We start from the raw sequence: 23,982 nt of genomic DNA, 5'->3' as shown, positions 1-23,982 counted from the left end.
ACCAATGCTTTCTGCCTGAACAGATTAGAGACACGACCATGCATAACGTCGTCATCAGTGGCACCGGCCTGTACACCCCGGCCAACAGCATCTCCAACGAAGAGCTGGTGCAGTCTTTCAATACCTATGTGGCGCAATTCAACGCCGACAACGCAGACGCCATTGCGCGCGGCGAAGTCGAAGCGTTGACCGAGTCCAGCGCAGCGTTCATCGAAAAAGCGTCCGGCATCAAGAGCCGCTTTGTCATGGACAAGGAAGGCATCCTCGACCCGCAACGCATGGCGCCACGCCTGCCGGAGCGCTCGAACGACGAATGGTCGGTGCTCTGCCAGATGGCCATCGGCGCTGCCGAACAAGCCTTGCAACGCGCCGGCAAGACCGCCGCGGACATCGACGGTGTGATCGTCGCTTGCTCCAACCTGCAACGTGCCTACCCGGCCATCGCCATCGAAGTACAGGAAGCCTTGGGCATCCAGGGTTTCGGTTTTGACATGAACGTGGCGTGTTCTTCGGCGACCTTCGGCATTCAGACCGCCGCCAACAGCATCCAGCTGGGCCATGCCCGGGCGATCCTGATGGTCAACCCGGAAGTCTGCACCGGCCACCTGAACTTCCGTGATCGCGACAGCCACTTCATCTTCGGCGACGCGGCCACCGCCGTGATCATCGAACGTGCTGACCTGGCGACGTCCAAGTATCAGTTCGACATTGTCAGCACCAAGCTGCTGACCAAGTTCTCGAACAACATCCGCAACAACTTCGGCTTCCTCAACCGCGCCGCGGAAGAGGGCATCGGTGCCAAGGACAAACTGTTTGTGCAGGAAGGCCGCAAGGTGTTCAAGGAAGTCTGCCCGATGGTGGCCGAGCTGATCGGTGAGCATCTGCAAGAAAACCAGCTCAACGTCAGCGACGTGAAGCGCTTCTGGCTGCACCAGGCCAACCTCAGCATGAACCACCTGATCGTCAAGAAACTGCTCGGTCGCGACGCCACCGAACAGGAAGCGCCGGTGATTCTCGACACCTACGCCAACACCAGCTCCGCCGGTTCGGTGATTTCGTTCCACAAGAACCAGGACGATCTGCCGGCCGGTTCCCTGGCGGTACTCAGCTCGTTCGGCGCCGGTTACTCGATCGGTAGCGTGATTCTGCGTAAACGCTGAGTTTTCGGGTTACCCCGGTCCATGTGGGAGCGAGCCTGCTCGCGATGAGGGCGTGTCAGTCGACATCAATGTTGGCTGATATACCGCAATCGCGAGCAGGCTCGCTTGCCCAGTGGAGCGGGGCGATATTTAGATTCGCGGCAAACGAATGATCGCGGTCAGCCCGCCCCCCGGGGTTTCTTCCAGACTCAATTGCCCACCCAGGCGCTCCGCCGCTTCACGGGCAATGGTCATGCCCAGACCAACTCCGCCGGAATTTCGATTACGCGAACCTTCCAGTCGGAAGAACGGTTCAAACACCGCTTCACGTTGTTCCGCCGCAATCCCCGGTCCGTGGTCGATGACCCGGATGATCAGTTGCTCGCGATGGTCTTCCAGGGTGATCAGCGCCTGGCCCGCGTAACGCAGCGCGTTGTCCAGCAGGTTGTTGACACAGGAACGCAACGCCATGGGTTGCACCTGTAGCGGTGCGCAGTGACCAGTGGCCTGAACATCGGCACCCTGGTCCTGGGCGTTTTCGCTCAGGGATTCAACCAGCGCCTGCACATCCATCCATTGCGGCGCCTCGCTGGTGCGCTGTTCGTGCAGATAGGTGAGGGTGGCGTCGAGCATGCTGATCATGTCGTCCAGATCCTGGCGCATCTGACCTTGCAGTTTGTCGTCGTCGATTTGCTCCAGCCGCAGCTTCAACCGTGACAGTGGCGTGCGCAGGTCGTGGGACACCGCGCCGAGCATGCGTGAGCGTTGTTTCACTTGCTCGATGATCCGGCGCTGCATCTTGTTGAACGTATGGGCCGCCTGCCGCGCTTCCCGCGGGCCGGATTCGTCGAGAGGCTCGCTGTCGAGGTTTTCGCTCAAGCGCTCGGCGGCGTCGCTCAGGCGCTGGATCGGCCGGCTCAGCAACTTGGCGCCGTACCACGCGGCAATGATCAGCGAGATCAACTGAAACGTCAGCGGCACCAGCGGTCCACCGAACCATGGCCGTGGTGGTCGGCTGTTGATTCGCGGATCGGTAGCCGGACGTTGTTCGTCAAACGCTTCGGAAAACTCCGGAGGCGGCGGCGGTGGCGGAGGGCCGTAATAGTGAAACCAGGCAAACGCCAACAGGTGCGCCAGGATAATCGCCACCAACAGCACGCCAAACAGGCGGCCAAACAGCGTATCGAAGCGCCCACGCATCAGCCGATGTCTCGCGCGTCGAACAGGTAGCCTTCGCCGCGCACGGTTTTGATCAACTGAGGGGCTTTGGGGTCGTCACCGAGTTTCTGGCGCAAGCGCGACACCAGCAGGTCGATGCTGCGATCAAACGCTTCAATCGAACGGCCACGGGCGGCATCCAGCAATTGTTCGCGGCTCAGGACCCGACGCGGACGTTCGATGAAGACCCAGAGCAGGCGGAATTCGGCGTTGGACAGCGGCACCACCAGACCGTCGGCGGCGATCAGTTGGCGCAACACGCTGTTCAGGCGCCAGTTGTCGAAGCGGATGTTCGCTCGCTGTTCACTGCGGTCGTCACGCACCCGGCGCAGAATGGTCTGGATGCGTGCCACCAGCTCCCGTGGCTCGAACGGCTTGGCCATGTAATCGTCGGCGCCCAGTTCCAGGCCGATGATCCGGTCGGTGGGTTCGCAGCGGGCGGTGAGCATCAGGATCGGGATGTCCGACTCGGCGCGCAACCAGCGGCACAGCGACAGGCCGTCCTCGCCGGGCAGCATCAGGTCGAGCACCACCACGTCGAAATGTTCCGCTTGCATGGCCAGGCGCATCGCCGCGCCATCGGTGACGCCAATGGCGTGGATGTTGAACCGGGCCAGGTAGTCGATCATCAGTTCGCGGATCGGGACGTCATCGTCGACGATCAGGGCGCGAATGTTCCAGCGTTTGTCGTCGCCGGGCGCTTTTTGATCGTCGTTAACGGGGGCTTGGGTGTTGTGCATGCGTGCGTTCATCTGCCAGGTAGGCTGCCAACCACAAAGATGGGCTGCGAGGTTGTGGTTCCAGCATAGGCGTCCGGCCCGGGGGCGGGAAGTGCTGTTGTAAGGACGTATTGCGGTTGGCGAGGGTAGCGGGCAAGGGTGTTGTGGGCGTGTCGGGTATGTACCGAACTCGACACAATTGCGCCAAGGTCTAGTCTTGCCTGAGCGCTGTCGACGATTTACCGATCATCGGGTCCCGCAGCGGCGCTGGTTCCGCTACAATGCGCGCCGATTTCGACTTGCCTGAGAGCCCACTCATGTCCGCCTGCCAGACTCCTATCATCGTCGCCCTGGATTTCCCTACCCGTGACGCCGCACTGAAGCTGGCCGATCAGTTGGACCCGAAACTGTGCCGGGTCAAAGTCGGTAAAGAGCTGTTCACCAGCTGCGCCTCGGAAATCGTCGGCACCTTGCGCGACAAGGGTTTCGAAGTGTTCCTGGACCTCAAGTTCCACGACATTCCGAACACCACCGCCATGGCTGTGAAAGCCGCTGCGGAAATGGGGGTGTGGATGGTCAACGTGCATTGCTCGGGTGGCCTGCGCATGATGGCGGCCTGCCGTGAAGTGTTGGACAAGCGCAGCGGCCCGCAGCCTTTGCTGATCGGCGTGACCGTGTTGACCAGCATGGAGCGTGAGGACCTGGCGGGTATCGGCCTGGACATCGAGCCGCAGGAGCAGGTGCTGCGCCTGGCCGCACTGGCGGAAAAAGCCGGGATGGACGGTCTGGTGTGCTCGGCCCTGGAAGCCCAGGCCCTGAAATCGGCGCACCCGTCGCTGCAACTGGTGACCCCGGGGATTCGTCCGGCGGGCAGCGCCCAGGACGACCAACGGCGCATCCTGACCCCGCGTCAGGCACTGGACGCCGGTTCCGACTATCTGGTGATCGGCCGTCCGATCAGCCAGGCGGCCGATCCGGCCAAGGCGTTGGCTTCGGTGGTGGCTGAACTGGCGTAAAAAGATCGCAGTCTTCGGCAGCGCCTACAGGGGAATCCAGTCCCATGTAGGCGCTGGCGCAGCCTGCGATCTTCTGATCTTTTGCTTTAAACCTTCAACACCAACTTGCCGAAATTCTCCCCGCTGAACAATTTCATCAGCGTCTCGGGGAACGTCTCCAGTCCCTCGACAATGTCTTCCTTGCTCTTGAGCTGCCCCTTGGCCATCCAGCCGGCCATTTCCTGCGCGGCACTGGCGTATTGCGCGGCGTAGTCCATCACCACAAAGCCTTCCATCCGTGCGCGGTTGACCAGCAACGACAGATAATTGGCCGGACCTTTGACCGCTTCCTTGTTGTTGTACTGGCTGATGGCGCCGCAGATCACCACGCGCGCCTTCATGTTCAGACGGCTCAGCACCGCGTCGAGGATGTCACCGCCGACGTTATCGAAATACACGTCGACGCCTTTCGGGCATTCGCGCTTGAGGCCGGCGAGGACGTCTTCGCTCTTGTAGTCGATGGCGCCGTCGAAGCCCAACTCATCGATCAGGAACTTGCACTTGTCTGCACCGCCAGCGATACCGACCACACGACACCCTTTGATCTTGGCGATTTGCCCGGCAATGCTGCCCACCGCACCGGCCGCGCCCGACAGCACCACTGTATCGCCGGCCTTCGGTGCGCCGACATCGAGCAACGCGAAGTAAGCGGTCATGCCGGTCATACCCAGCGCGGACAGGTAGCGTGGGAGCGGTGCCAGTTGCGGATCGACCTTGTAGAAACCGCGTGGCTCACCGAGGAAATAATCCTGCACGCCCAGCGCGCCATTGACGTAGTCGCCGACGGCGAACTGCGGGTTGTTCGAAGCAACGACTTTGCCGACGCCCAGAGCGCGCATCACCTCACCTAGCCCAACGGGTGGAATGTAGGACTTGCCCTCGTTCATCCAGCCACGCATGGCCGGGTCCAGGGACAGGTATTCGTTCTTGACCAGGATCTGCCCAGCCTGTGGCTCGCCGACCGGTACTTCTTGATAGGTGAATGTCTCGCGGGTCGCGGCGCCCACCGGGCGTTTGGCGAGCAGGAACTGGCGATTGGTCTGGGATGTCATGGCAGGCACTCAAGATGAATGAAGCCTTGTTGATAGACCTTCGCGGGCGATGTCGCAAGTTTGGCTGATGCGGCGAATGCAGGCCGATCCAGTGCAGTGATAGTTGGTACGGCAGTTCCATCACTGCAACGCATGGGTAGCCAACCGGCCACTTGATAGTGCTGCCTCGCCGCGGGCTGCTGTGGCTAGACTGGGACCACGCGATCCCCCCGCAAACTTCTCTTCGAGGACATAACAATGAGCATGACGTTTTCCGGCCAGGTGGCTGTAGTGACCGGCGCCGCCAATGGTATCGGCCGAGCAACCGCCCAGGCGTTCGCCGCCGAGGGCTTGAAGGTGGTCGTGGCCGACATGGATACGGCGGGAGGCGAGGGGACGGTTGCGCTGATTCGTACGGCGGGCGGCGAAGCGACCTTCGTGCGTTGCAACGTCACCATCGAAAGCGAAGTAAAAAATCTGATGGAAGAAGTGGTCAATACTTACGGCCGCCTCGACTATGCCTTCAACAATGCCGGCATCGAGATCGAGAAGGGCAAGTTGGCCGAGGGTACGATCGACGAGTTCGACGCGATCATGGGCGTCAACGTCAAAGGTGTGTGGCTGTGCATGAAGTATCAGTTGCCGTTGCTGCTGGCCCAGGGCGGTGGCTCGATCGTCAACACGGCTTCGGTGGCTGGCCTCGGCGCCGCGCCGAAGATGAGCATCTATGCCGCCTCCAAGCACGCGGTGATCGGCCTGACCAAATCCGCTGCCATCGAATACGCCAAGAAAAAGATCCGCGTCAATGCGGTCTGCCCGGCCGTGATCGACACCGACATGTTCCGCCGCGCCTACGAGGCCGACCCGAAGAAAGGCGAGTTCGCTAACGCCATGCATCCGGTGGGTCGTATCGGCAAGGTGGAGGAAATCGCCAGCGCGGTGCTGTACCTGTGCAGCGATGGCGCTGCCTTTACCACGGGCCATTCACTGGCTGTGGATGGTGGCGTCACGGCGTTCTAACCCCCCTTATAGAAAACACCGAACCTGTAGGAGCGAGCCTGTTCGCGATGAGGGCGTGTCAGTCGACATCATTGTTGGCTGATACATCGCATCGCGAGCAGGCTCGCTCCCACAGGTTTTTTTGCTTGCGTTGAGTACCTCGGCAGTGTGTTTCAAATAATTAAAACCACGGGTTTTGGCGGCGTTGTCGCACATCCCGTCGATTGCTCCTGTGATTAACTGTTTTCGGCAGAACCCACAGGAGTTTTCTTGCTCATGGAATTGAGAATCGATCGACAGGCATTGGTGCCGGTCGTACAGCAAATCGTCGATGCACTGGTCTGTTGGCTGCATTGCAACGAGGTGGCGCCGGGCGCGCGTTTACCTCCGGTCCGACAGATCGCGCGAATCAATCTGCTTAGCCAGTCCTGTGTCGTCGAGGCCTGTGAACGCCTGGTAGTGAAGGGTGTACTGGAGTCACGACAGGGCGCTGGTTTCGTTGTCGCCACTCCAACACTTGCCGCTCAGGTTCGGCAGGATGATTTGTGCTTTCAAGGCGCAGAACCCAAATCGGGACAGTTGTGCGAACTGCAACTGGGCTGCGGTGGGTTGCCCGAAAGCTGGCGAGAGACGGATGATTTGATTTACGCGATCCGCCAGGTCAGCCGCACCGACATGACCGGCCTGTTCAACTACAGCACGCCTTTGGGATTGCCGGCCTTGCGCGAACAAATCCTCAAGCGCCTGAAACCGCTGGAAATCGACGTTGAAGACAGCCGCATCATGACCACCGCAGGCGCCAGTCAGGGGTTGGACTTGATCGTGCGAACGTTGTTCAAGCCGGGTGATTACGCGGTGGTGGAAAGCCCGGGTTACCCGCTGTTGTTCGACTTGCTCAGGTTGCACGGCATCAGTTTGCTGGAGGTGCCGCGAACGCCCCATGGGCCTGACGTTGCCGTACTGGAGCAACTGTTGCAGAAGCACCGGCCACGCGGACTGTTCATCAACAGCTTTCATCACAATCCTACAGGCGGCAGTCTGGTGCCGGTGGTGGCGCAACGGGTGTTGCAACTGGCGAAAAAACACGGCGTGCTGTTGATAGAGGATGATGTCTACGCTGATCTTCACAGCGGCACCGGTGTGCGCCTCGCAGCACTGGATGACAGTGTGATCTACGTTGGCAGTTACTCCAAAACCCTCAGCAGTTCCCTGCGCGTCGGCTTTGTGGTGGCCAGTGCCGAAGTGATTGCGCGACTGGCCGAAGTCAAGATGATCAGCAGCATGGGCGCTTCACGATTTTGTGAAGCAGTGCTGGCATGTTTGCTGGGCAATGGCGCGTATCGCAAGTTGCTGAAGCGCCAAAGGCAGCGCCTGAGCAGCGACAGGCAGGCTGCTTTGCAGTTGCTTGAAGATGCCGAGTGGGAGGTTTTCGGCAAACCCGCTGCCGGCCTGTTCATCTGGGCACGTTCACGATGGCTGGAGGGTGCCGAGGTGCGAGCGCAGGCGCAACGCCATGGCGTCGCGTTGTCTTCTGCCACAGCCTTCAGCCCCCTTGGTGATCCCTGTGATTGGCTGCGCATTAATGTGGCCTGCGCTTGCGATAAACGAGCCCGGGCATTTTTTCAGGCCACGGCTCCGAATCGACCTCAATCGTTCTGAAAACGACGTGGACGTAGCTTTTTGCCATTATTCCGACGCCAGAGACTTGTGTTGGTAGAGGCCCGTTGCGAATCTGCGTCTATAGACTATGGCAGGGGACTACGCGCAATGATTTCGGCCGTGCAAGGACGTTTTGCCAACCTCGGTATGGCAAAGAAACTGGGTGTGGGGTTTGTGCTCGTGCTGCTGTTGACTGCTGTGGTGGCGGCCATCGGCGTCTGGTCTCTGCAAACCATCAGCCAGCGTTTCGACGGGCTCAAGCAGATGTCATCGCTCAACAGCGGTTTGCTCAAGGTGCGCCTGCTGGAGCAGGAGTACGCCTTGCATGGCAACCCGAAAACCGCCGATGCCCTGCGTGAAGGCGTGGGCGGTCTGGTCGCGCTGGCGAATCAGCTCAAGGCTGCGTCGGCAGCCAATGTGCCGGTGATGACCGACGTCGAGCAGTCCCTGGCGGCGTATCGCAAGGCGTTTGACGAGTTTGTCTCGCTCAGTCAGGCGAAGGACCTGGCACTGGAAATGGCCAGTTGGTCGGTGTCCAGCGTCGCCAATAACCTGGACGTATTGCAGGCCGGACTTGCCGATGACGGGGCCTATACCCTGAAGGATTCCGAAGGCAAGGACGGCGCACAATTCATCGAGCAAGCCAACCAGGTCAGCCAGGTTTCACGCCTGATGCTGCAAGCCATGAACGAAGCGCGCGTGCGTCTGGACCAGAGTCGCAAGGGTGATGACAGCGCCGGGCAGGGCAAGATCGAGCAGGCCAGCCAGGCGCTGACCCAGGCCGAGCAGCTGAAAACCACGGTCAAGGATGAGGGCTATCAAACGGTGCTCAATGAAGTGACCGGTCATATAGCCAGCTTCAATGACAAGCTTGCCGAATACACCGGTTTGCTGGAGCAGGAAAAAACCGTTTATCTGCAACTGCATCAACGTGCAGGCCAAGTGGTGGAGCGGGTGGATCAGGCGTACGGCGCCGAAGATCAATCGATGCAAACGGAACTGCAAAAGAACTCGCTGCTGATCATCGGCTCTTCGGCTCTGGCGTTGCTGGTCGGTTTGATCGCCGCCTGGGTGATTACCCGGTTGATCGTGGCACCGTTGCGCAGCGTGATCCGTGTAGCGCAGCAGATCGCCTCGGGGGATCTAAGCGGGACCGTCGAAGTCACCCGCCGCGATGAGATTGGCCAGCTGATGCAGGCCATGCAGCAAATGGGCGCGGGGCTTAGCCAGATTGTCAGCGGTTTGCAGGCGGGTATCGAGCAACTGGCAACCTCGGCGCAATCGCTGTCAGCGGTGACCGAGCAGACCAATCTTGAAGTCAGCAGTCAGAAAGAAGAAACCGAGCAGGTGGCCACGGCGATGAACCAGATGACCGCCACCGTTCACGACGTTGCGCGTAATGCAGAAGAGGCTGCCCAGGCTGCGCAAACGGCGGACGGCAAAGTCGAGAGCGGCCAGCACGTGGTGCGCCAAAGCATGGCGCGGATCGAGCAACTGGCCGACTCGGCCAATTCGGCCAGTTCCAGCATCGAAAGCCTGAGTGCAGAAATCCAGAACATCGGCACGGTGCTCGGCGTGATCAAGAGTGTGGCAGAGCAGACCAACCTGCTGGCGCTCAATGCGGCCATTGAAGCTGCGCGTGCCGGCGAGCAGGGCAGGGGCTTTGCGGTGGTGGCCGACGAAGTGCGAGCCTTGGCCAAGCGCACTCAGCAATCAACCGAGGAAATCGAACGGCTGGTCAGCGCCTTGCGCACAGCGGCGCAGGCGTCGGTGCAGCAGATCCAGAGCAGCGGCGAACTGGTGAAACTGGCGGTCAGCGATGCCCTGCAAACTGAAAGTGCGCTGGGCAGTATCGCGGCGGCGGTATCGCTGATTCAGCAGATGAACCAGCAGATCGCGGCGGCGGCCGAGGAGCAGAGTTCGGTGGCCGAGGAGATCAATCGCAGCGTCACGAGTATTCGTGCCAGCGCCGATCAGTCGTCGGTGGCGATGCAGGGCAATGCGGCATCGAGTATCGAGTTGGCGCAGTTGGGGGTTGAGCTGAAGGGGATGGTGGGGCATTTCAGGCTTTGAGTTTTTTTGATTGGGTACATATCCGTTGCTGCGGTAACGGCTGCTTATGGTTTCGCCCTTACGGCGAGTCCCTTTTTCAAACGCCAAAAAGGAACTAGCCAGCCTGCCGGCGATGACGGCCTGAAAGCCGACGTATTTCCCTCGGATGTATACAGCCTCTAAATCCAGCACAAAAAAAAGCCACCTCCCGGTGGCTTTCTCTTTTGTCGCTGATCAGTCGTAGATCACTTTCTTCTTCCAGTCCGCATCCGCTTCGACGTCCTTGAGGCCTTCGGTCAGTTGGTTCACTTCGCCGTCTACCGGGGCGATGCGGTCCATGACTTGGGCGTTGGCGCGGGCCAGGAGTTTTTCCAGGTATTCCAATTGTTCGGCGTAGATCTGCGGCTCCTGCTGTTTGCGCAGATACTGCACGCCGCGCTCGAACGCCAGCCGCGCTTGGCCGGGTTGATTCTGTTGCAGCGAGTGCTGGCCGAGGTTGTTGAAGAACTCGATGTGCAGCAGCACCAGAATATGGCGGACTTCGCGGACCCAGCGCTTGGCTTCATTGGGCGGCAGGAAGCCGTCCTGGGCGGCGCGGGTGATCTGGCCGTGCAAGGCCTCAAGCAGAAAGCGCACGTCCTTGGCCTTGGCTTCGGTCTGGATCGGCGCCGGCGGGTTGTTGACCGGGATCGATTCGCCTTGTGCCACCAATGCCTCCAGCTCGGAAATCCGTGCCTTGAGGTTAGAGCTGGTTTTTTCCAGGTTCAGCAGACGCTGACACACGTTCAGTTCCAAACGGGTAATCAGCAGCTTGAGCGCGGGTGTCATCAGCTGACCGGGGAAGGTCTCGGTGATCTCACCGCAACGACGCAGGCGATCGTTAAGTTCAACCTTGGTACGGGCCCTTTCCAGCTTGTTGTTTTCCACCACATGGTTGATGTAGCCAATGGCGATCAATAATGCGATCCCGGCTACGACGAGCAGGGTGATCATGAGTGGTGTCACCGGTAAGACCTCTTTTTAGGGTTCGCGTGCGAGTGTAGTGGCTTGCTATATAAGCGCCTAGGGCTGCTCGACGAGCTGGATCGATGTGGCTCTATCTGTATCGGCCGCAGTCTGCTTACATAAATGCTGGCACCTATAAGGCTGATTGCCATCACTGATGTCGCCGACTATAACGCCTTGGCGAGTGTCAGAATATAGGCGTCAAACGCCGGGCGACGGAAAATCCGGATTGAGGCTGGAAAGCAGGGCGAAGTCATTGATTTAAATAAATTTATATCAGGGGGTTGACGACCTCTCAATCCATCCATAGAATGCGCGCCACTTGCAGCGTAAAGCACACAGCGAAACGAAGCAGGGAGTGAATGTTGTAGTGTGTCCCCTTCGTCTAGTGGCCTAGGACACCGCCCTTTCACGGCGGTAACAGGGGTTCGAGTCCCCTAGGGGACGCCAATGCGGGAATAGCTCAGTTGGTAGAGCACGACCTTGCCAAGGTCGGGGTCGCGAGTTCGAGTCTCGTTTCCCGCTCCATATTTAACAAAAACGCCGCTCATTGAGCGGCGTTTTTGTTTGCGCGTGATTTGTACGCGACAAATAAAAAGGCCCGCCAGTCTGACTGAGCGGGCCTTTTCATGTCCTGCGCTTTTACATCGACAGCATCAATCGCCCGGCAAACAAAATCAGGATCACGCCCATGCTGCGTTCGAACCAGTGGCCCATGCGCATGAACAACAACCTGACCTTGGGGCTGGAAAAGAACAACGCCACGATCACAAACCACAGGGCGTTTACAAAGCACATCCACACGCCGTAAAGCGCCTGAACCTTCAGCGGTGTCGTGGCGCTGATGAGGGTGGTGAAAATCGCCAGGAAAAACAGTGTGGCCTTCGGGTTGGTGGCGTTGGTCAGAAAACCGGTGGTGAAGGCCTTCAGCAACGTTTGCTCGATAATCGGCTCTTCAGTGGCTTTATCGCCCTCCAGTACTGATTTCGGTTGGCTGCGCACCAGGGTCACACCCAAATACAGGATGTAGGCGCCGCCCACGACTTTGGCCACTGTTAATAGCCACGGTGTGGTATGCATCAATGCGCCTACGCCAAGCACGGTGTACAGCACATGCACGGAAATGCCCGCGCCGATGCCCAGTGCTGTGCAGATCCCTACCCAGCGGCCGAAACGCACGCTTTGACGGATGGTTACGGCGAAGTCCGGGCCGGGGGCGACCACGGCGAGAAAGTGGATGATCGCCAGCGCCAGAAACTCGCCCAGGTAATTTGAAAGCATCTCAACTCCAGAAGGTCAGGGGGAAGCGGTGCCGCGATAGCCGACAAAGAACGAAAGGCTCAGTCCACGTGGTAGTGAACGGACAGCGTCCCTTTCTTTTGCGAAAGGGATTCGATCTTGACCGCGCCCAGATCCTTCAGGCTACGTACATGCGTGCCTCCGCAACCGTAGGCGGGCAGTTCGCCGAAGCCGATTTCCCGAGCGCCTTCGCGCAGTGAAATCAGGCGTGGCAGATCATCGGTGATCCACTGCTCAATGCCTTGTTGCAGGGTTTGCGTTTCAACTTCCCGGGCCGATTCCGTTGGCTTGAATTGCACCCTTCCTTCGCCTGGCCAGTGATGCGCCTTGATCGGCATCCAGCCCATGGCCTGGACAAAATGACCGATCAGGTGGCCGGCTGAATGCATCCGCGTATTGAACTGGCGGCGCTCTTCGTCGATGTGGATCTGGGTCATGCCGATTTTTACCGGGCGGTCGACGAAATGGATGATCCGGTCCGGATCCTGAACGACGCGCAGTACTCGGCTTTCGCCGATCCAGCCAGTATCGAAGGGTTGCCCTCCGCCCTGAGGGTGAAACAGTGTTGCGCGCAGCACCACAGCGAATTCGCTCTCGTGGGGTGTGCAGTCCAGGACTTCCACGTTGGCCTTGAGGTCATCACTATGGAAAAAAAGGCGAAGCGTCATAGTCCATGCCCAAATTTAAATTTCTATTTTTTATTATATGAAGGGTGGAATAGCGTGATAATCCGTTCAAACATCAAAGGACTGTTGCGTTGTGAGCATAAATCTTCCACTGCCGCTGCTGGGTGAAATGGCGATTTTCGTCAAGGTCGTCGAGACCGGCAGTTTCTCCGAAGCGGCACGCCAATTGGGCTCTTCACCCTCGGCGGTCAGTCGCAGTATCTCGCGGCTGGAGAAAGCGCTGGCCACGCGTCTGCTGCAACGCACCACGCGCAAGCTGCGTTTGAGCGATGGTGGCGAAGAGGTCTTCAAGCGCTGCCAGGAGATGGTCAACGCCGCCCGCTCGGTGATGGAAATCAGTGGTCAGTTCACCGATGAGCCCGAGGGCGTGGTGCGCCTCAGTGTGCCGAAAGCGGTGGGCCGGATTGTGATTCATCCACACATGCCGGAGTTTTTGCGCCGGTATCCCAAAGTCGATGTGGAACTGTTGCTTGAGGATCGTCAGGTGGACTTGATCGACGATCACGTCGACCTGGCGATTCGCATCACCGATCGACCGCCGGCGGGGTTGGTGGGGCGCCAGTTGCTGACCATCGACCATTTGCTCTGCGCCACACCGCAGTATCTGGCCGAGCATGGCACGCCGACGCATCCCCACGACCTGCTCAACCACAGCTGCATTTATCTGGGCGAAACCCCGAGCGATGCACGTTGGAAATTCAAAAAGGGCAGCAAGTCGGTCACTGTTGGCGTGCGTGGTCGATACGCCGCCAATCACACGGGCGTGCGGTTTGGCGCAGTGTTGCAGCACATCGGTATTGGCAGCCTGCCGTATTTCACCGCGCGTCGCGCGTTGGAGAAAGGACTGATGGTGCAAGTGTTGCCGGATTGGACCTTTCTGGCGTCCTACCACGGAGGTGCCTGGTTGCTGCATTCGCCGACCCGATACTTGCCGCCGAAAATACGGGTGTTGATTGATTATTTGGTGGAGTGCCTGGCGAAGGAGCCGACGTTGGGCAAGCCCGGCAAGTCGGGCAGCCTGATGACGGCGGTATCGGAGTATGAGTTGCCCGAGAGTGACGGATTGTTTTGAATAAAGATCAAAAGATCGCAGCCTTCGGCAGCTCCTACAGGAAGCACGTATTTCAAGGTAGGAGCTGCCGAAGGCTGCGATCTTTCGATCTGCCCGGAAATACAAAAAAGGCCCGCATGTTCAACCATGCGGGCCTCTTTGCATTACAACGTTCAGATCAGTGCTTGCTGTCCTGGTTGGACATCGCCAGCAACTGCTTTTCCTGGTTCCAGTCGAACGGTTCGTCGTTCTGTTCAGCTTCGAAGCGACGTTCTTCCAGCGCCTGATACAGGTCGATTTCATCATCGGGCATGTAGTGCAGGCAGTCGCCGGCGAAGTACCACAGCAGGTCGCGCGGGACCAGGTGGGCGATTTGCGGGTAACGGGTGATCACCTGGCACAGGATGTCCTGGCCCAGGTACTGACTTTCGATCGGGTCGACCGGCAGCAGTGCAAGCAGTTCGTCGAAGCGCTCCAGGAACAAGGCATGGCTTTCGTCGGGAACTTGTTCGGCCTCACCTACGGCGACCAGGATGCTGCGCAGGTGGTCGAGCAATACGAGATGATCGGCAACGATGTTGGACACGAGATAAGTCCTCAAGAGCAAAACGGGCGCGGGAGTATAAAGCCCCCGCGCCCGTTTTTACATGGTGTACAGGGTCGGTTTGATCAGCGGACCTTCCCGGGTGCTATCGCCAGCTCCTCTTTGTCGAAGTCATCGACATCGATCACCTTGCGTCTCGCTGCTTCAGCTTCCCGCAGGGTTTGCGCTTCCACCGGTTGCAGTACGCCGGCCTCCAGCGCCGCATCGATCACATGTTCACCGGCGACCGGTTTGACTTGACCGCTCTTGAGCGCCACATGCAGTTTTTTCTGCAGGGCTTGTGCAGCGCCCGTCAGATTGCTGGCATGTTGCAGGGCGCCGACCGGATCTTCCTCGGACTGAGGGCGGTAGCAACCGAGGAGCAATTCCTCCAGTGCCGGGTCACCTTTGGCCCGACCGATAATCGCCGCCACTTGTGCGCCTAGCTTGTCGGAAGGCCCTTTGTGGCGGCGGCCAAACGGGAACACGATCACCCGCAACAGACACGCCAGCACTTTGTTCGGGAAGTTGTTGAGCAATTCATCCATGGCCCGTTCGGCCTGGCCAAGGCTTTCTTCCATGGCCCAGGTAAACAGCGGCTCCATGTACTCCGGCGCGTCAAGGTCGTTGTAGCGTTTGAGCGCGGCGCTGGCCAGGTACATGTTGCTAAGCACGTCGCCCAGGCGGGCCGACAGGCGTTCGCGACGTTTCAATTCGCCGCCCAGCAGCATCATGCTCAGATCGGCAAGCAGCGCGAATGCGGCAGCCTGACGGTTGAGGGCACGGAAGTAACCCTGGCTGAGCTTGTCGCCCGGCGTATGTTCCAGGTGGCCAAAACCGAGGTTCAGCACCAGCGTGCTAGCGGCATTGCTGACGGCAAAACCGATGTGTTTGAGCAGCAGGCCATCGAACTCGGTCAGGGCCTGATCCTTGTCCTCACGGGTGGCCAAGGCCATTTCCTTGAGCACGAAAGGGTGGCAGCGAATGGCGCCCTGACCGAAGATCATCAAGTTGCGCGAAAGGATGTTTGCGCCTTCCACGGTGATGAAAATCGGCGCGCCACACCATTTACGCGCGAGGTAATTGTTCGGTCCTTGAATGATTGCCTTGCCGCCATGCACATCCATGGCGTGGCTGATGCACTCGCGGCCCCGCTCGGTGAGGTGGTACTTGAGAATCGCCGACAGCACCGAAGGTTTTTCGCCCAGATCCACCGCATTGGCGGTCAGCATCCGCGCGGCATCCATCATCCAGGCGTTGCCGCCGATGCGGGCCATGGATTCCTGAATGCCTTCAAATGCCGCAATCGGCACGTTGAACTGTTCGCGAATCTGCGCGTACTGGCCCGTCACCAGGCTGGTGAACTTGGCCATGCCGGTGCCAACGGCGGGAAGGGAAATCGAACGTCCGACCGACAGGCAATTCATCAGCATCATCCAGCCTTTGCCGAGCATTTCCTGGCCCCCGATGAGGAACTCCAGCGGGATGAAGACGTCTTTGCCGGAGTTAGGGCCGTTCATGAACGCTGCGCCCAGTGGCAGGTGACGACGACCGATTTCCACGCCGGGGATGTCGGTCGGAATCAGCGCCAGGCTGATGCCCAGGTCCTCTTTATCGCCCAGCAGATGATCCGGGTCGTACGCCTTGAAGGCGAGGCCGAGGAGGGTGGCCACCGGGCCGAGCGTGATGTAGCGCTTTTCCCAGTTCAGGCGCAGACCGAGGGTTTCCTGACCTTCCCATTCACCTTTGCAGATCACCCCGGTGTCGGGCATGCCGCCAGCATCGGAGCCGGCCAAGGGGCCGGTGAGGGCGAAGCACGGGATTTCGTCGCCGCGTGCCAGGCGTGGCAGGTAGTGGTTGCGTTGTTCGTCGGTGCCGTAGTGCAGCAGCAGTTCAGCCGGGCCGAGGGAGTTGGGGACCATCACGGTGGACGCGAGGTCGCCGCTGTGGCTGGCCAGTTTCATCGCCACTTGCGAGTGGGCATACGCCGAGAAGCCCTTGCCGCCAAATTCCTTGGGAATGATCAGGGCAAAAAAACCGTGTTCCTTGATGTACGCCCAGGCCTCGGCCGGCAGGTCCATGGTTTGACCGATCTGATAGTCACTGACCATGGCGCACAGCTCTTCAGTCGGACCGTCGATGAAGGCCTGTTCCTCTTCGCTCAATTGCGCCTTGGGATAGGACAGCAGTTTGTTCCAGTCCGGACGACCGCTGAACAGCTCGCCATCCCACCACACGGTGCCCGCTTCAATGGCGTCGCGCTCGGTTTGCGACATGGGCGGCAGGGTTTTCTGGAACCAGTTGAACATCGGCGCGCTGAAGAATTTGCGACGCAGGTCCGGCAGTAATAATGGTGCAGCCACCACAGCGAGCAACACCCAGAAAATCACCAGCAACCAACCCGGCGCGTGACTGAAGATGCCCATAGCCAGCAGGTAGACAGCCACGATGCCCAGGGCAGGCAGGGGCGAGATGCGACGGTGGGCTAAATAAGCGATCCCGACAACCAGAACCAGTATCCACAACAGCAGCATATTTAATCCTCCGTGAAACCAGGGCGAGCCAACCCACAGAGCTTAGACGGCATCCGCAAAACGGGGTGGTCGGAGCGAGGTGATTGAAATCGTGGGAAATCCCGGATGATTTCTGTAGGTCCGGTTGGCAACAGGCCTGGGAAAACGTTCATTGAACGGGCGGCTAAGCGCCCATGTTTGGCCGAAACGTCGTTATCTCTGTGCTGAACCTCTCGTTAGACTCGAGGCTTCCCCAGGAGATTTCGCGCATGCACGAGTATCTGAGCCCCGGCCGCTTCATCGATAGTGACCACCCCTCGGTGGTGGAGTTCGCCGAAAAACACCGTGGCAGCAGTCGCGATCCGATCGAGCAAGCGATCAGCCTCTACTATGCCGTGCGCGAAGCGGTGCGCTACAACCCCTACACCTTCAGCCGCGACCCGCAGACCCTGTGCGGCAGCTACGCGCTGGCCACGGGGGAGAGTTACTGCGTACCCAAAGCCACGTTGCTCGCCGGAGCCGCGCGACATTGCGGCATCCCGGCGCGGATCGGCCTGGCGGACGTGCGCAATCATTTGTCGACGCCGCGCCTGCTCGAACTGCTCAAGAGCGACATGTTCGCCATGCACGGCTACACCGAGTTCTATCTGCAGGATCGCTGGGTCAAAGCGACCCCCGCGTTCAACCAGAAACTTTGCGAGCTGTTCAATGTGGCGCCGCTGGAATTCGATGGCATCAACGACAGTGTTTTCCACCCGTTCAATCGCCATGGCGAGAAGCTGATGGAGTACCTCGTCGATCACGGCCAGTTTGCCGATGTGCCTGAGGCGTTCTTTTTCGAGCACCTGGAAAAGTGCTATCCGCATCTGTTCGGCGAACAACTGTCGCCACTGTTGGGCGACATGCAGAGCGATTTGAGTCGCGCCTGATCCGGCGTATGCTGCCTGCGCATTCATCAATCGAGAGGCGGTCATGCTGAAGATCTGGGGTCGGAAAAATTCATCGAATGTCAGAAAACCATTGTGGGCCGCCGAGGAGTTGGGGCTGGCTTATGAAGCCATCGATGCCGGTGGTGCCTTTGGTGTTGTCGATACGCCCGAATACCGCGCCATGAACCCCAATGGGCGCGTTCCGGTGATTGAAGACGACGGTTTTGTGTTGTGGGAATCCAACGCCATCGTGCGTTACCTGATGGCCAGACATGCGGCGGATACCGCGTGGTATCCGTCGGACCTGCAAGCGCGCGCCACCGCTGACAAATGGATGGACTGGACCACCTCCAGTTTCGCCAGCCCGTTCCGCACCGTGTTCTGGGGCGTGCTACGCACTCCGGCCGATCAGCAGGATTGGCCTGCGATTAAGGCAGCAATCAAAGAATGCGAAGGCCTGCTGGCAATGGCCGATCAGGCGTTGGCGACCAAACCGTACCTGTCGGGCGACGAGATCGGCATGGGCGACATTCCACTGGGCAGTTTTATTTATGCCTGGTTCGAGATGCCGATCGAGCGTGCGCCGTTGCCACATCTTCAGGCCTGGTACGCGCGGTTGAAACAGCGTCCGGCCTATCAGAAAGCGGTTATGACCGCGTTGACTTAATACTCACTATCGACACACTTGACTGTACTTGTGTGGCGGCGACAAGCACCATTGCGCTCGTGCGCCGCGGTTGCATTGCTCGCCGCCCGCCCATATTTATCTCTTTCTTCCCTTCTTGGTGCGTAATCCGATATGAGTTCCGCTCTGTCCATCCGGCAGCTAACCAAAACCTACGGCAACGGTTTCCAGGCCTTGAGTGGTATCGATCTGGATGTCGCCGAAGGTGACTTCTTCGCCTTGCTCGGCCCCAACGGCGCCGGCAAATCCACGACCATCGGCATTCTTTCGACCCTGGTGAACAAGACCAGCGGTACGGTGAATATCTTCGGTCACGACCTGGACAAGAATCCTGCGCAGCTCAAGCGCTCCATCGGCGTGGTGCCGCAGGAATTCAATTTCAATCAGTTTGAAAAGACCTTCGACATTGTCGTGACCCAGGCTGGTTACTACGGCATCCCGCCGAAAGTGGCCAAGGAGCGCGCCGAGCAATACCTGACCCAGCTCGGTTTGTGGGACAAGCGCGATGTGCCGTCGCGTTCGCTGTCCGGCGGCATGAAGCGCCGCTTGATGATCGCCCGTGCGCTGGTTCACGAACCGCGTCTGTTGATCCTCGACGAACCGACTGCCGGCGTGGACATCGAGCTGCGTCGCTCGATGTGGACCTTCCTCACCGAACTGAACCAGAAAGGCATCACCATCATCCTCACCACGCACTATCTGGAAGAGGCTGAACAGTTGTGCCGCAACATCGGCATCATCGACCACGGCACCATTGTCGAGAACACCAGCATGAAGCAGTTGCTCGGCCAACTACACGTCGAGACCTTCCTGCTGGACTTGAAGAACAGCCTGAGCGCGCCACCGCAATTGCTCGGCTATCCATCACGGTTGCTCGATGGCCATACCCTGGAAGTCCAGGTCGACAAGTCCATGGGGATCACCGCGTTGTTCACTCAGCTTGCGCAGCAAAACATTGAAGTGCTGAGCCTGCGCAATAAAACCAATCGCCTTGAGGAGCTGTTCGTGTCCCTGGTGGAGAAAAATCTGTCGAAGGTGGCGGTATGAGTTCCGAGCTGCAACCCAACCTCGTTGCCCTCAACACCATCGTTTACCGTGAAGTCCGGCGCTTTACCCGGATCTGGCCGCAGACCCTGCTGCCGCCGGCCATTACGATGGTTCTGTACTTCGTGATTTTCGGCAACCTGATCGGTCGGCAGATCGGCGACATGGGTGGCTTCACTTACATGGAGTACATCGTGCCGGGGCTGATCATGATGTCGGTGATCACCAACTCCTACGGCAACGTGGTTTCGAGTTTCTTTGGCAGCAAGTTCCAGCGCTCCATCGAAGAACTGATGGTCTCGCCGGTTTCACCGCACACCATTCTGATCGGCTACACCCTGGGCGGCGTGCTGCGCGGGTTGATGGTCGGGATCATCGTGACGTTGTTGTCGTTGTTCTTCACTCATTTGCAGGTGCATCACCTGGGGGTGACTGTGTTGGTGGTGGTGCTGACGGCGACGATTTTCTCGCTGTTGGGTTTCATCAACGCTGTGTTTGCGCGCAACTTCGATGACATTTCGATCATCCCGACGTTTGTGCTGACGCCGTTGACCTATCTGGGCGGGGTGTTTTATTCGATCACGTTGCTGCCGCCGTTCTGGCAGACCGTGTCGCTGGCCAACCCTGTGTTGCACATGGTTAACGCCTTCCGTTACGGCATTCTTGGGGTGTCGGATATTCGGATCAGTGTGGCGATTGCCTTTATGGTGGTGGCGACGGTGGTTTTGTATTTTGGTTGTGCGCGGTTGTTGGTGAGTGGGCGGGGGATGCGGACCTGATCATGGCTTCGCCGCACGGCGCTACGCGCCCACCCCCGGATGAACCCCTGCCGAGGGGGAGGGTGGATCAAGAGCGGCAGGCGAGCTAACGCTCGGCCTGTGGAGTGGTGAAAAGCTGAGGAGTACGCGGCTTTGCTCTTCTGTGGGAGCCAGCCTGCTGGCGATGACAACTTGACAGCCGACCGAGATTTTGCAGCTGTCCTCGATACCTGTGGGAGCGGGCTTGCCCGCGATGGCGGCCTGACAACCGACTTGATCTTGCGGAGGCGATCACATCAAAAGATCGCAGCCTCGTTGCACTCGACAGCTCCTACAGAGAAGCGCGCATGCCTCAAGAGTCAGGCCGGCCGGTAGGCCGCCTCGCGGGCCCACGGAGTAGGACCGGAGCGAGGGCATGCCGAGCCACAGCGAGGCACCGAACGCAAGGGGCAAGAGCCCTTGGTTACTTGGGGCCGGGCGGCGTTCCGCTCTTCCAAGTGACCCGCCGTAAGGGCGGAACCCTTAGCAGCCGTTGCCGCAGCAACGGATATGTACACAATCAAAACCCCAAAAACCGCCAATCACATCCGACTCTGCTTACGCCGCCGCCACTGCCGCGCCACCCACCACCGCCAATACATCATCACCAGACAATAAGCCAAAGCCCCCAACACCAACCCCGTCACCACCGACCCCAGCAAAAACGGCTGCCACAAGGTCGAGAGCTCGCCGCTGATCCATTCCCAGGTCAACTCATCCGGCAAATGCCGTGCAGGAACGTCCAACAACCACGCCCCCGTCTGATAAGTGCAAAAGAACACCGCTGGCATGGTGATCGGATTGGTCAGCCAGACCAGGCTCACGGCTATCGGCATGTTGCCGCGCACCACGATGGCCAGGGCAGCGGCCAGTAACATCTGCAAGGGAATGGGCAGGAATGCCGCGAACAAACCCACCGCCATGGCCCGTGCGACGGAGTGGCGATTGAGGTGCCAGAGGTTCGGGTCATGCAGCAGTTTGCCGAGAAAGCGTAAGGATTTGTGTTCCCTGATGCTGGTCGGGTCTGGCATGTAACGTTTGAATAATCGCCGGGGCATAAGGCTTCTCGGTCGGTCAAGGCGGCAAGTATGTCTGGATTCTATGAAGCGCCCATTCAGACTTTGTGACAATTGATAACGACGACCGTGCGCCCGGGCGTCTATGCCTAAGTTCGGGACTCTCAAGGACGGGCTTATGCGCACAGGGATGATGGCGCTGGGGCTGGGTTTGTTGGCCTTGCGTTTTTTACCGGCATTGCCGCCGGTCGGGTTATTGCTGTTGATGCCGGTCTTGGGGTTGATGTTGTTGCCGTTTCGAACGTATCCGCTGGCGTTTTTCCTGTTCGGTTTGAGTTGGGCCTGCGCGCAGGCCCAGTGGGCGCTGGATGACAGGTTAGCGTTGGGCCTGGACGGTGAAACTCGCTGGGTCGAAGGGCGGGTGACAGGGTTGCCCGAGAACGGTGAAGCGGTTGTGCGGTTTGAGTTGGCGCAGGCTACTTCGCGACACGCGAAAGTGCCCTCGCTCATGCGGCTGGCCTGGTATGACGGTCCACCGGTGAAAAGCGGCGAGCGCTGGCGCTTGGCGGTCAAATTGAAGAGGCCCGTCGGTTTGCTCAACCCGCAGGCATTCGACTACGAGGCCTGGCTACTGGCGCAACGCATCGGGGCAACAGGCACGGTCAAGGACGGTGAGCGACTGGCGGAGGCACGATGGGCTTGGCGCGACGGTATCCGCCAACGATTGCTGGCGGTGGATGCTCAGGGCCGAACAGGTGCGTTGGCAGCGTTAGTGTTGGGGGATGGCGGCGGGCTCAGCCGCGAAGACTGGCAAGTGCTGCAAGACACCGGCACCGTGCACCTGTTGGTGATTTCCGGGCAACACATCGGTTTGCTGGCGGGTGTCGTGTACCTGCTGATCGCCGGTCTGGCCCGCTATGGTCTGTGGCCAAGCCGTCTGCCGTGGCTGCCGTGGGCCTGTGGTCTGGCGTTCGCAGCGGCCCTCGGTTACGGCTTGCTGGCCGGGTTCGACGTTCCGGTGCGTCGAGCCTGTTTGATGATCGGGTTGGTCCTGCTGTGGCGCCTGCGTTTTCGTCACCTCGGTGCCTGGTGGCCACTGTTGCTGGCGCTCAACGGTGTGTTGCTGTTGGACCCGTTGGCCAGTTTGCAGCCGGGGTTCTGGTTGTCCTTCGCGGCAGTCGCGGTGTTGATCTTTACCTTTGGCGGTCGCTTGGGGCCTTGGCGCTGGTGGCAAACCTGGACTCGCGCCCAATGGCTGATCGCAATTGGCTTGTTGCCATTGCTGCTGGTGCTGGGGTTGCCGATCAGTGTCAGCGGGCCGCTGGTCAACTTGCTGGCGGTGCCGTGGATCAGTCTGGTGGTGCTGCCTCCCGCCTTGCTCGGCACAGCATTGTTGCCGCTGCCGTACGTGGGCGAAGGCCTGCTGTGGCTGGCGGGCGGTTTGATCGATGTATTGTTCAAGGGGCTGGCGCTGGTCGCTGGCCAGGTTCCGGCGTGGGTGCCGATGGCGATGCCGCTCTGGGTCTGGTGTGTGGGCGCCACGGGGGCCGTTCTTTTATTGTTGCCCCGAGGCGTACCCATGCGCCCATTGGGATGGCCGATGTTGCTGATGCTGGTGTTTCCACCGAAGGCAGAGCTGCCGGAAGCCATCGCCGACATCTGGCAACTGGATGTCGGCCAAGGCCTGGCGATCCTGGTGCGCACTCGCCATCACACGCTGTTGTATGACACGGGCCCGCGTTTCGGTGATTTCGACCTGGGCGAGCGGGTGGTGCTGCCGTCGTTACGCAAACTGGGGGTGAAAGAACTCGACCTGATGCTGATCAGCCACGCTGACGCCGACCACGCCGGCGGTGCCCGCGCGGTTGCCAAAGGGGTGCCGGTCAAGCGTGTCATCAGTGGCGACCCGGCGGCGCTGCCTGTCGAGTTGCAAGCCCAGGCCTGTGAAACCGACCGGCAATGGATCTGGGACGGCGTTCAGTTCGGGCTCTGGCAATGGTCGTCAGCCGGTGACAGCAACCAAAAGTCCTGTGTCTTGCAGATCCAGGCCAATGGCGAACGGTTGCTGCTGACCGGTGATATCGATGCCGCTGCCGAGCGATCATTGCTCGACAGTCCATTGGCTGTACCCACCGATTGGTTGCAGGCACCGCATCATGGCAGTCGCAGCTCGTCGTCGATGGCGCTGCTCAAGGGCTTGCAACCCAAAGCGGTGCTGATCTCGCGCGGGCATGGCAACTCATTCGGCCACCCGCATCCAACGGTCGTGGCGCGTTATCGCAAGCGCGGCATTAAAATCCACGACAGTGCGCAGCAAGGCGCCATTCATCTGCAATTGGGACGGTTTGAACCTGCACGCTCGATGCGTCAGGACCGGCGGTTCTGGCGCGATCCGCCGCTCGTCAATCAATAACCGAGCGTTATTAAAGCCCGACCGGATGCGACATCACGGTCTTCGGTGCGCCCACCCCCTATGTTAGAGTGGCGCACTTTTTCGAGGGG

General features: G+C 59.6%; 20 protein-coding genes, 2 tRNA genes and 1 pseudogene. 14 read left to right on the top strand and 9 right to left on the bottom strand.

The window, feature by feature from the left end; translation table 11 throughout:
- Nucleotides 1-38 precede the first annotated feature (38 nt).
- Nucleotides 39-1,160, top strand: coding sequence for a beta-ketoacyl-ACP synthase III (locus KVG88_RS06880; protein WP_217870937.1), 1,122 nt, complete (start codon nt 39-41; stop codon nt 1,158-1,160).
- 129 nt (nt 1,161-1,289) lie between these two features.
- Here the strand turns inward: KVG88_RS06880 and KVG88_RS06875 are convergent, their stop codons facing one another.
- Nucleotides 1,290-2,339, bottom strand: a complete 1,050-nt coding sequence (locus KVG88_RS06875; protein WP_217870936.1) for a sensor histidine kinase — start codon at nt 2,337-2,339, stop codon at nt 1,290-1,292.
- Nucleotides 2,339-3,097: a response regulator gene (locus KVG88_RS06870; protein WP_217870935.1), complete on the bottom strand. Its 759-nt coding sequence runs from the start codon at nt 3,095-3,097 to the stop codon at nt 2,339-2,341. Before KVG88_RS06870 ends, KVG88_RS06875 begins: the two co-directional genes overlap by 1 nt.
- A 296-nt stretch (nt 3,098-3,393) precedes the next feature.
- Here KVG88_RS06870 and pyrF point away from each other — a divergent pair, with 296 nt between their 5' ends.
- The gene (pyrF, locus tag KVG88_RS06865; protein WP_172668695.1) at nt 3,394-4,092 is read left to right on the top strand and encodes an orotidine-5'-phosphate decarboxylase; all 699 of its coding nucleotides are present in this window, start codon (nt 3,394-3,396) and stop codon (nt 4,090-4,092) included.
- An 86-nt stretch (nt 4,093-4,178) separates the two neighbouring features.
- Here the strand turns inward: pyrF and KVG88_RS06860 are convergent, their stop codons facing one another.
- Entirely contained in the window at nt 4,179-5,183 is a 1,005-nt protein-coding gene (locus tag KVG88_RS06860; protein WP_150704669.1) for an NADP-dependent oxidoreductase, read from the bottom strand.
- Between the two features lie 237 nt (nt 5,184-5,420).
- Between KVG88_RS06860 and KVG88_RS06855 the strand changes: the two genes are divergently transcribed.
- The 4 genes and pseudogenes from KVG88_RS06855 to KVG88_RS31305 all read left to right on the top strand — a co-directional run bounded on the left by KVG88_RS06855 (nt 5,421) and on the right by KVG88_RS31305 (nt 9,893).
- Nucleotides 5,421-6,182 carry an SDR family oxidoreductase gene (locus KVG88_RS06855; RefSeq protein ID WP_217870934.1) on the top strand — a complete coding sequence of 254 codons (762 nt, stop codon included), beginning with the start codon at nt 5,421-5,423 and terminating at the stop codon, nt 6,180-6,182.
- Nucleotides 6,183-6,437: 255 nt separating this feature from the next.
- Nucleotides 6,438-7,820 (top strand): aminotransferase-like domain-containing protein, encoded by a 1,383-nt coding sequence (locus tag KVG88_RS06850; RefSeq protein ID WP_217870933.1) that lies wholly within the window; start codon nt 6,438-6,440, stop codon nt 7,818-7,820.
- Between the two features lie 108 nt (nt 7,821-7,928).
- Nucleotides 7,929-8,987, top strand: a pseudogene (locus KVG88_RS31310) (methyl-accepting chemotaxis protein); the annotation flags it as partial.
- A 24-nt stretch (nt 8,988-9,011) separates the two neighbouring features.
- Entirely contained in the window at nt 9,012-9,893 is an 882-nt protein-coding gene (locus tag KVG88_RS31305; RefSeq protein WP_437179941.1) for a methyl-accepting chemotaxis protein, read from the top strand.
- Nucleotides 9,894-10,106: 213 nt separating this feature from the next.
- On the opposite strand, the gene KVG88_RS06840 is transcribed toward KVG88_RS31305, so the two are convergent.
- Nucleotides 10,107-10,865 carry a hypothetical protein gene (locus tag KVG88_RS06840; protein ID WP_217870931.1) on the bottom strand — a complete coding sequence of 253 codons (759 nt, stop codon included), beginning with the start codon at nt 10,863-10,865 and terminating at the stop codon, nt 10,107-10,109.
- A 386-nt stretch (nt 10,866-11,251) separates the two neighbouring features.
- Here KVG88_RS06840 and KVG88_RS06835 point away from each other — a divergent pair.
- Together KVG88_RS06835 and KVG88_RS06830 are read left to right on the top strand one after the other, a co-directional pair.
- Nucleotides 11,252-11,327 (top strand) — tRNA-Glu (locus KVG88_RS06835).
- A 2-nt stretch (nt 11,328-11,329) separates the two neighbouring features.
- Nucleotides 11,330-11,405: transfer RNA gene (locus KVG88_RS06830), tRNA-Gly, on the top strand.
- Between the two features lie 114 nt (nt 11,406-11,519).
- Here the strand turns inward: KVG88_RS06830 and KVG88_RS06825 are convergent.
- Both KVG88_RS06825 and KVG88_RS06820 read right to left on the bottom strand, forming a co-directional pair.
- Nucleotides 11,520-12,158, bottom strand: coding sequence for a LysE family translocator (locus tag KVG88_RS06825; protein WP_217870930.1), 639 nt, complete (start codon nt 12,156-12,158; stop codon nt 11,520-11,522).
- A gap of 59 nt (nt 12,159-12,217) precedes the next feature.
- Nucleotides 12,218-12,844 carry an alanyl-tRNA editing protein gene (locus tag KVG88_RS06820; RefSeq protein WP_150704675.1) on the bottom strand — a complete coding sequence of 209 codons (627 nt, stop codon included), beginning with the start codon at nt 12,842-12,844 and terminating at the stop codon, nt 12,218-12,220.
- A gap of 91 nt (nt 12,845-12,935) precedes the next feature.
- Between KVG88_RS06820 and KVG88_RS06815 the strand changes: the two genes are divergently transcribed.
- Nucleotides 12,936-13,934, top strand: a complete 999-nt coding sequence (locus KVG88_RS06815) for a LysR family transcriptional regulator (protein ID WP_150704676.1) — start codon at nt 12,936-12,938, stop codon at nt 13,932-13,934.
- A gap of 157 nt (nt 13,935-14,091) precedes the next feature.
- Here KVG88_RS06815 and KVG88_RS06810 read toward each other — a convergent pair whose 3' ends face one another.
- Entirely contained in the window at nt 14,092-14,499 is a 408-nt protein-coding gene (locus KVG88_RS06810) for a PA2817 family protein (RefSeq protein WP_150705363.1), read from the bottom strand.
- 83 nt (nt 14,500-14,582) lie between these two features.
- On the bottom strand, nt 14,583-17,030 hold the full coding sequence (locus tag KVG88_RS06805; RefSeq protein ID WP_217870929.1) for an acyl-CoA dehydrogenase: 2,448 nt from the start codon (nt 17,028-17,030) through the stop codon (nt 14,583-14,585).
- Nucleotides 17,031-17,278: 248 nt separating this feature from the next.
- Here KVG88_RS06805 and KVG88_RS06800 point away from each other — a divergent pair, with 248 nt between their 5' ends.
- From KVG88_RS06800 to KVG88_RS06785, 4 genes are all read left to right on the top strand, one after another.
- Nucleotides 17,279-17,938, top strand: a complete 660-nt coding sequence (locus KVG88_RS06800) for a transglutaminase-like domain-containing protein (protein ID WP_217870928.1) — start codon at nt 17,279-17,281, stop codon at nt 17,936-17,938.
- A gap of 43 nt (nt 17,939-17,981) precedes the next feature.
- The gene (locus KVG88_RS06795; protein ID WP_217870927.1) at nt 17,982-18,605 is read left to right on the top strand and encodes a glutathione S-transferase family protein; all 624 of its coding nucleotides are present in this window, start codon (nt 17,982-17,984) and stop codon (nt 18,603-18,605) included.
- Between the two features lie 132 nt (nt 18,606-18,737).
- The gene (locus KVG88_RS06790) at nt 18,738-19,670 is read left to right on the top strand and encodes an ABC transporter ATP-binding protein (protein WP_217870926.1); all 933 of its coding nucleotides are present in this window, start codon (nt 18,738-18,740) and stop codon (nt 19,668-19,670) included.
- Nucleotides 19,667-20,446, top strand: coding sequence for an ABC transporter permease (locus KVG88_RS06785; protein ID WP_150705358.1), 780 nt, complete (start codon nt 19,667-19,669; stop codon nt 20,444-20,446). Before KVG88_RS06790 ends, KVG88_RS06785 begins: the two co-directional genes overlap by 4 nt.
- Before the next feature lie 560 nt (nt 20,447-21,006).
- Here KVG88_RS06785 and KVG88_RS06780 read toward each other — a convergent pair.
- Nucleotides 21,007-21,522, bottom strand: coding sequence for a DUF2062 domain-containing protein (locus KVG88_RS06780; RefSeq protein ID WP_150705357.1), 516 nt, complete (start codon nt 21,520-21,522; stop codon nt 21,007-21,009).
- Between the two features lie 136 nt (nt 21,523-21,658).
- On the opposite strand from KVG88_RS06780, the gene KVG88_RS06775 reads away from it, so the two are divergent.
- Complete coding sequence (locus KVG88_RS06775) at nt 21,659-23,893, top strand: DNA internalization-related competence protein ComEC/Rec2 (RefSeq protein ID WP_217870925.1); 2,235 nt, start codon at nt 21,659-21,661, stop codon at nt 23,891-23,893.
- The last annotated feature ends 89 nt before the right edge of the window (nt 23,894-23,982 follow it).

The organism is Pseudomonas azerbaijanoccidentalis (assembly GCF_019145495.1).
GTDB lineage: Bacteria > Pseudomonadota > Gammaproteobacteria > Pseudomonadales > Pseudomonadaceae > Aquipseudomonas > Aquipseudomonas azerbaijanoccidentalis.
The sequence above is the reverse complement of the archived record's forward strand: the minus strand, read 5'-3'. Positions and strand labels throughout refer to the sequence as shown.

Coding starts and splice junctions, on each gene's coding strand:
- KVG88_RS06880 (WP_217870937.1), top strand. CDS start 39: ATGCATAACGTCGTCATCAGTGGCACCGGCCTGTACACCCCGGCCAAC.
- KVG88_RS06875 (WP_217870936.1), bottom strand. CDS start 2,339: ATGCGTGGGCGCTTCGATACGCTGTTTGGCCGCCTGTTTGGCGTGCTG.
- KVG88_RS06870 (WP_217870935.1), bottom strand. CDS start 3,097: ATGCACAACACCCAAGCCCCCGTTAACGACGATCAAAAAGCGCCCGGC.
- pyrF (WP_172668695.1), top strand. CDS start 3,394: ATGTCCGCCTGCCAGACTCCTATCATCGTCGCCCTGGATTTCCCTACC.
- KVG88_RS06860 (WP_150704669.1), bottom strand. CDS start 5,183: ATGACATCCCAGACCAATCGCCAGTTCCTGCTCGCCAAACGCCCGGTG.
- KVG88_RS06855 (WP_217870934.1), top strand. CDS start 5,421: ATGAGCATGACGTTTTCCGGCCAGGTGGCTGTAGTGACCGGCGCCGCC.
- KVG88_RS06850 (WP_217870933.1), top strand. CDS start 6,438: ATGGAATTGAGAATCGATCGACAGGCATTGGTGCCGGTCGTACAGCAA.
- KVG88_RS31305 (WP_437179941.1), top strand. CDS start 9,012: ATGCAGGCCATGCAGCAAATGGGCGCGGGGCTTAGCCAGATTGTCAGC.
- KVG88_RS06840 (WP_217870931.1), bottom strand. CDS start 10,865: ATGATCACCCTGCTCGTCGTAGCCGGGATCGCATTATTGATCGCCATT.
- KVG88_RS06825 (WP_217870930.1), bottom strand. CDS start 12,158: ATGCTTTCAAATTACCTGGGCGAGTTTCTGGCGCTGGCGATCATCCAC.
- KVG88_RS06820 (WP_150704675.1), bottom strand. CDS start 12,844: ATGACGCTTCGCCTTTTTTTCCATAGTGATGACCTCAAGGCCAACGTG.
- KVG88_RS06805 (WP_217870929.1), bottom strand. CDS start 17,030: ATGCTGCTGTTGTGGATACTGGTTCTGGTTGTCGGGATCGCTTATTTA.
- KVG88_RS06800 (WP_217870928.1), top strand. CDS start 17,279: ATGCACGAGTATCTGAGCCCCGGCCGCTTCATCGATAGTGACCACCCC.
- KVG88_RS06795 (WP_217870927.1), top strand. CDS start 17,982: ATGCTGAAGATCTGGGGTCGGAAAAATTCATCGAATGTCAGAAAACCA.
- KVG88_RS06790 (WP_217870926.1), top strand. CDS start 18,738: ATGAGTTCCGCTCTGTCCATCCGGCAGCTAACCAAAACCTACGGCAAC.
- KVG88_RS06785 (WP_150705358.1), top strand. CDS start 19,667: ATGAGTTCCGAGCTGCAACCCAACCTCGTTGCCCTCAACACCATCGTT.
- KVG88_RS06780 (WP_150705357.1), bottom strand. CDS start 21,522: ATGCCCCGGCGATTATTCAAACGTTACATGCCAGACCCGACCAGCATC.
- KVG88_RS06775 (WP_217870925.1), top strand. CDS start 21,659: ATGCGCACAGGGATGATGGCGCTGGGGCTGGGTTTGTTGGCCTTGCGT.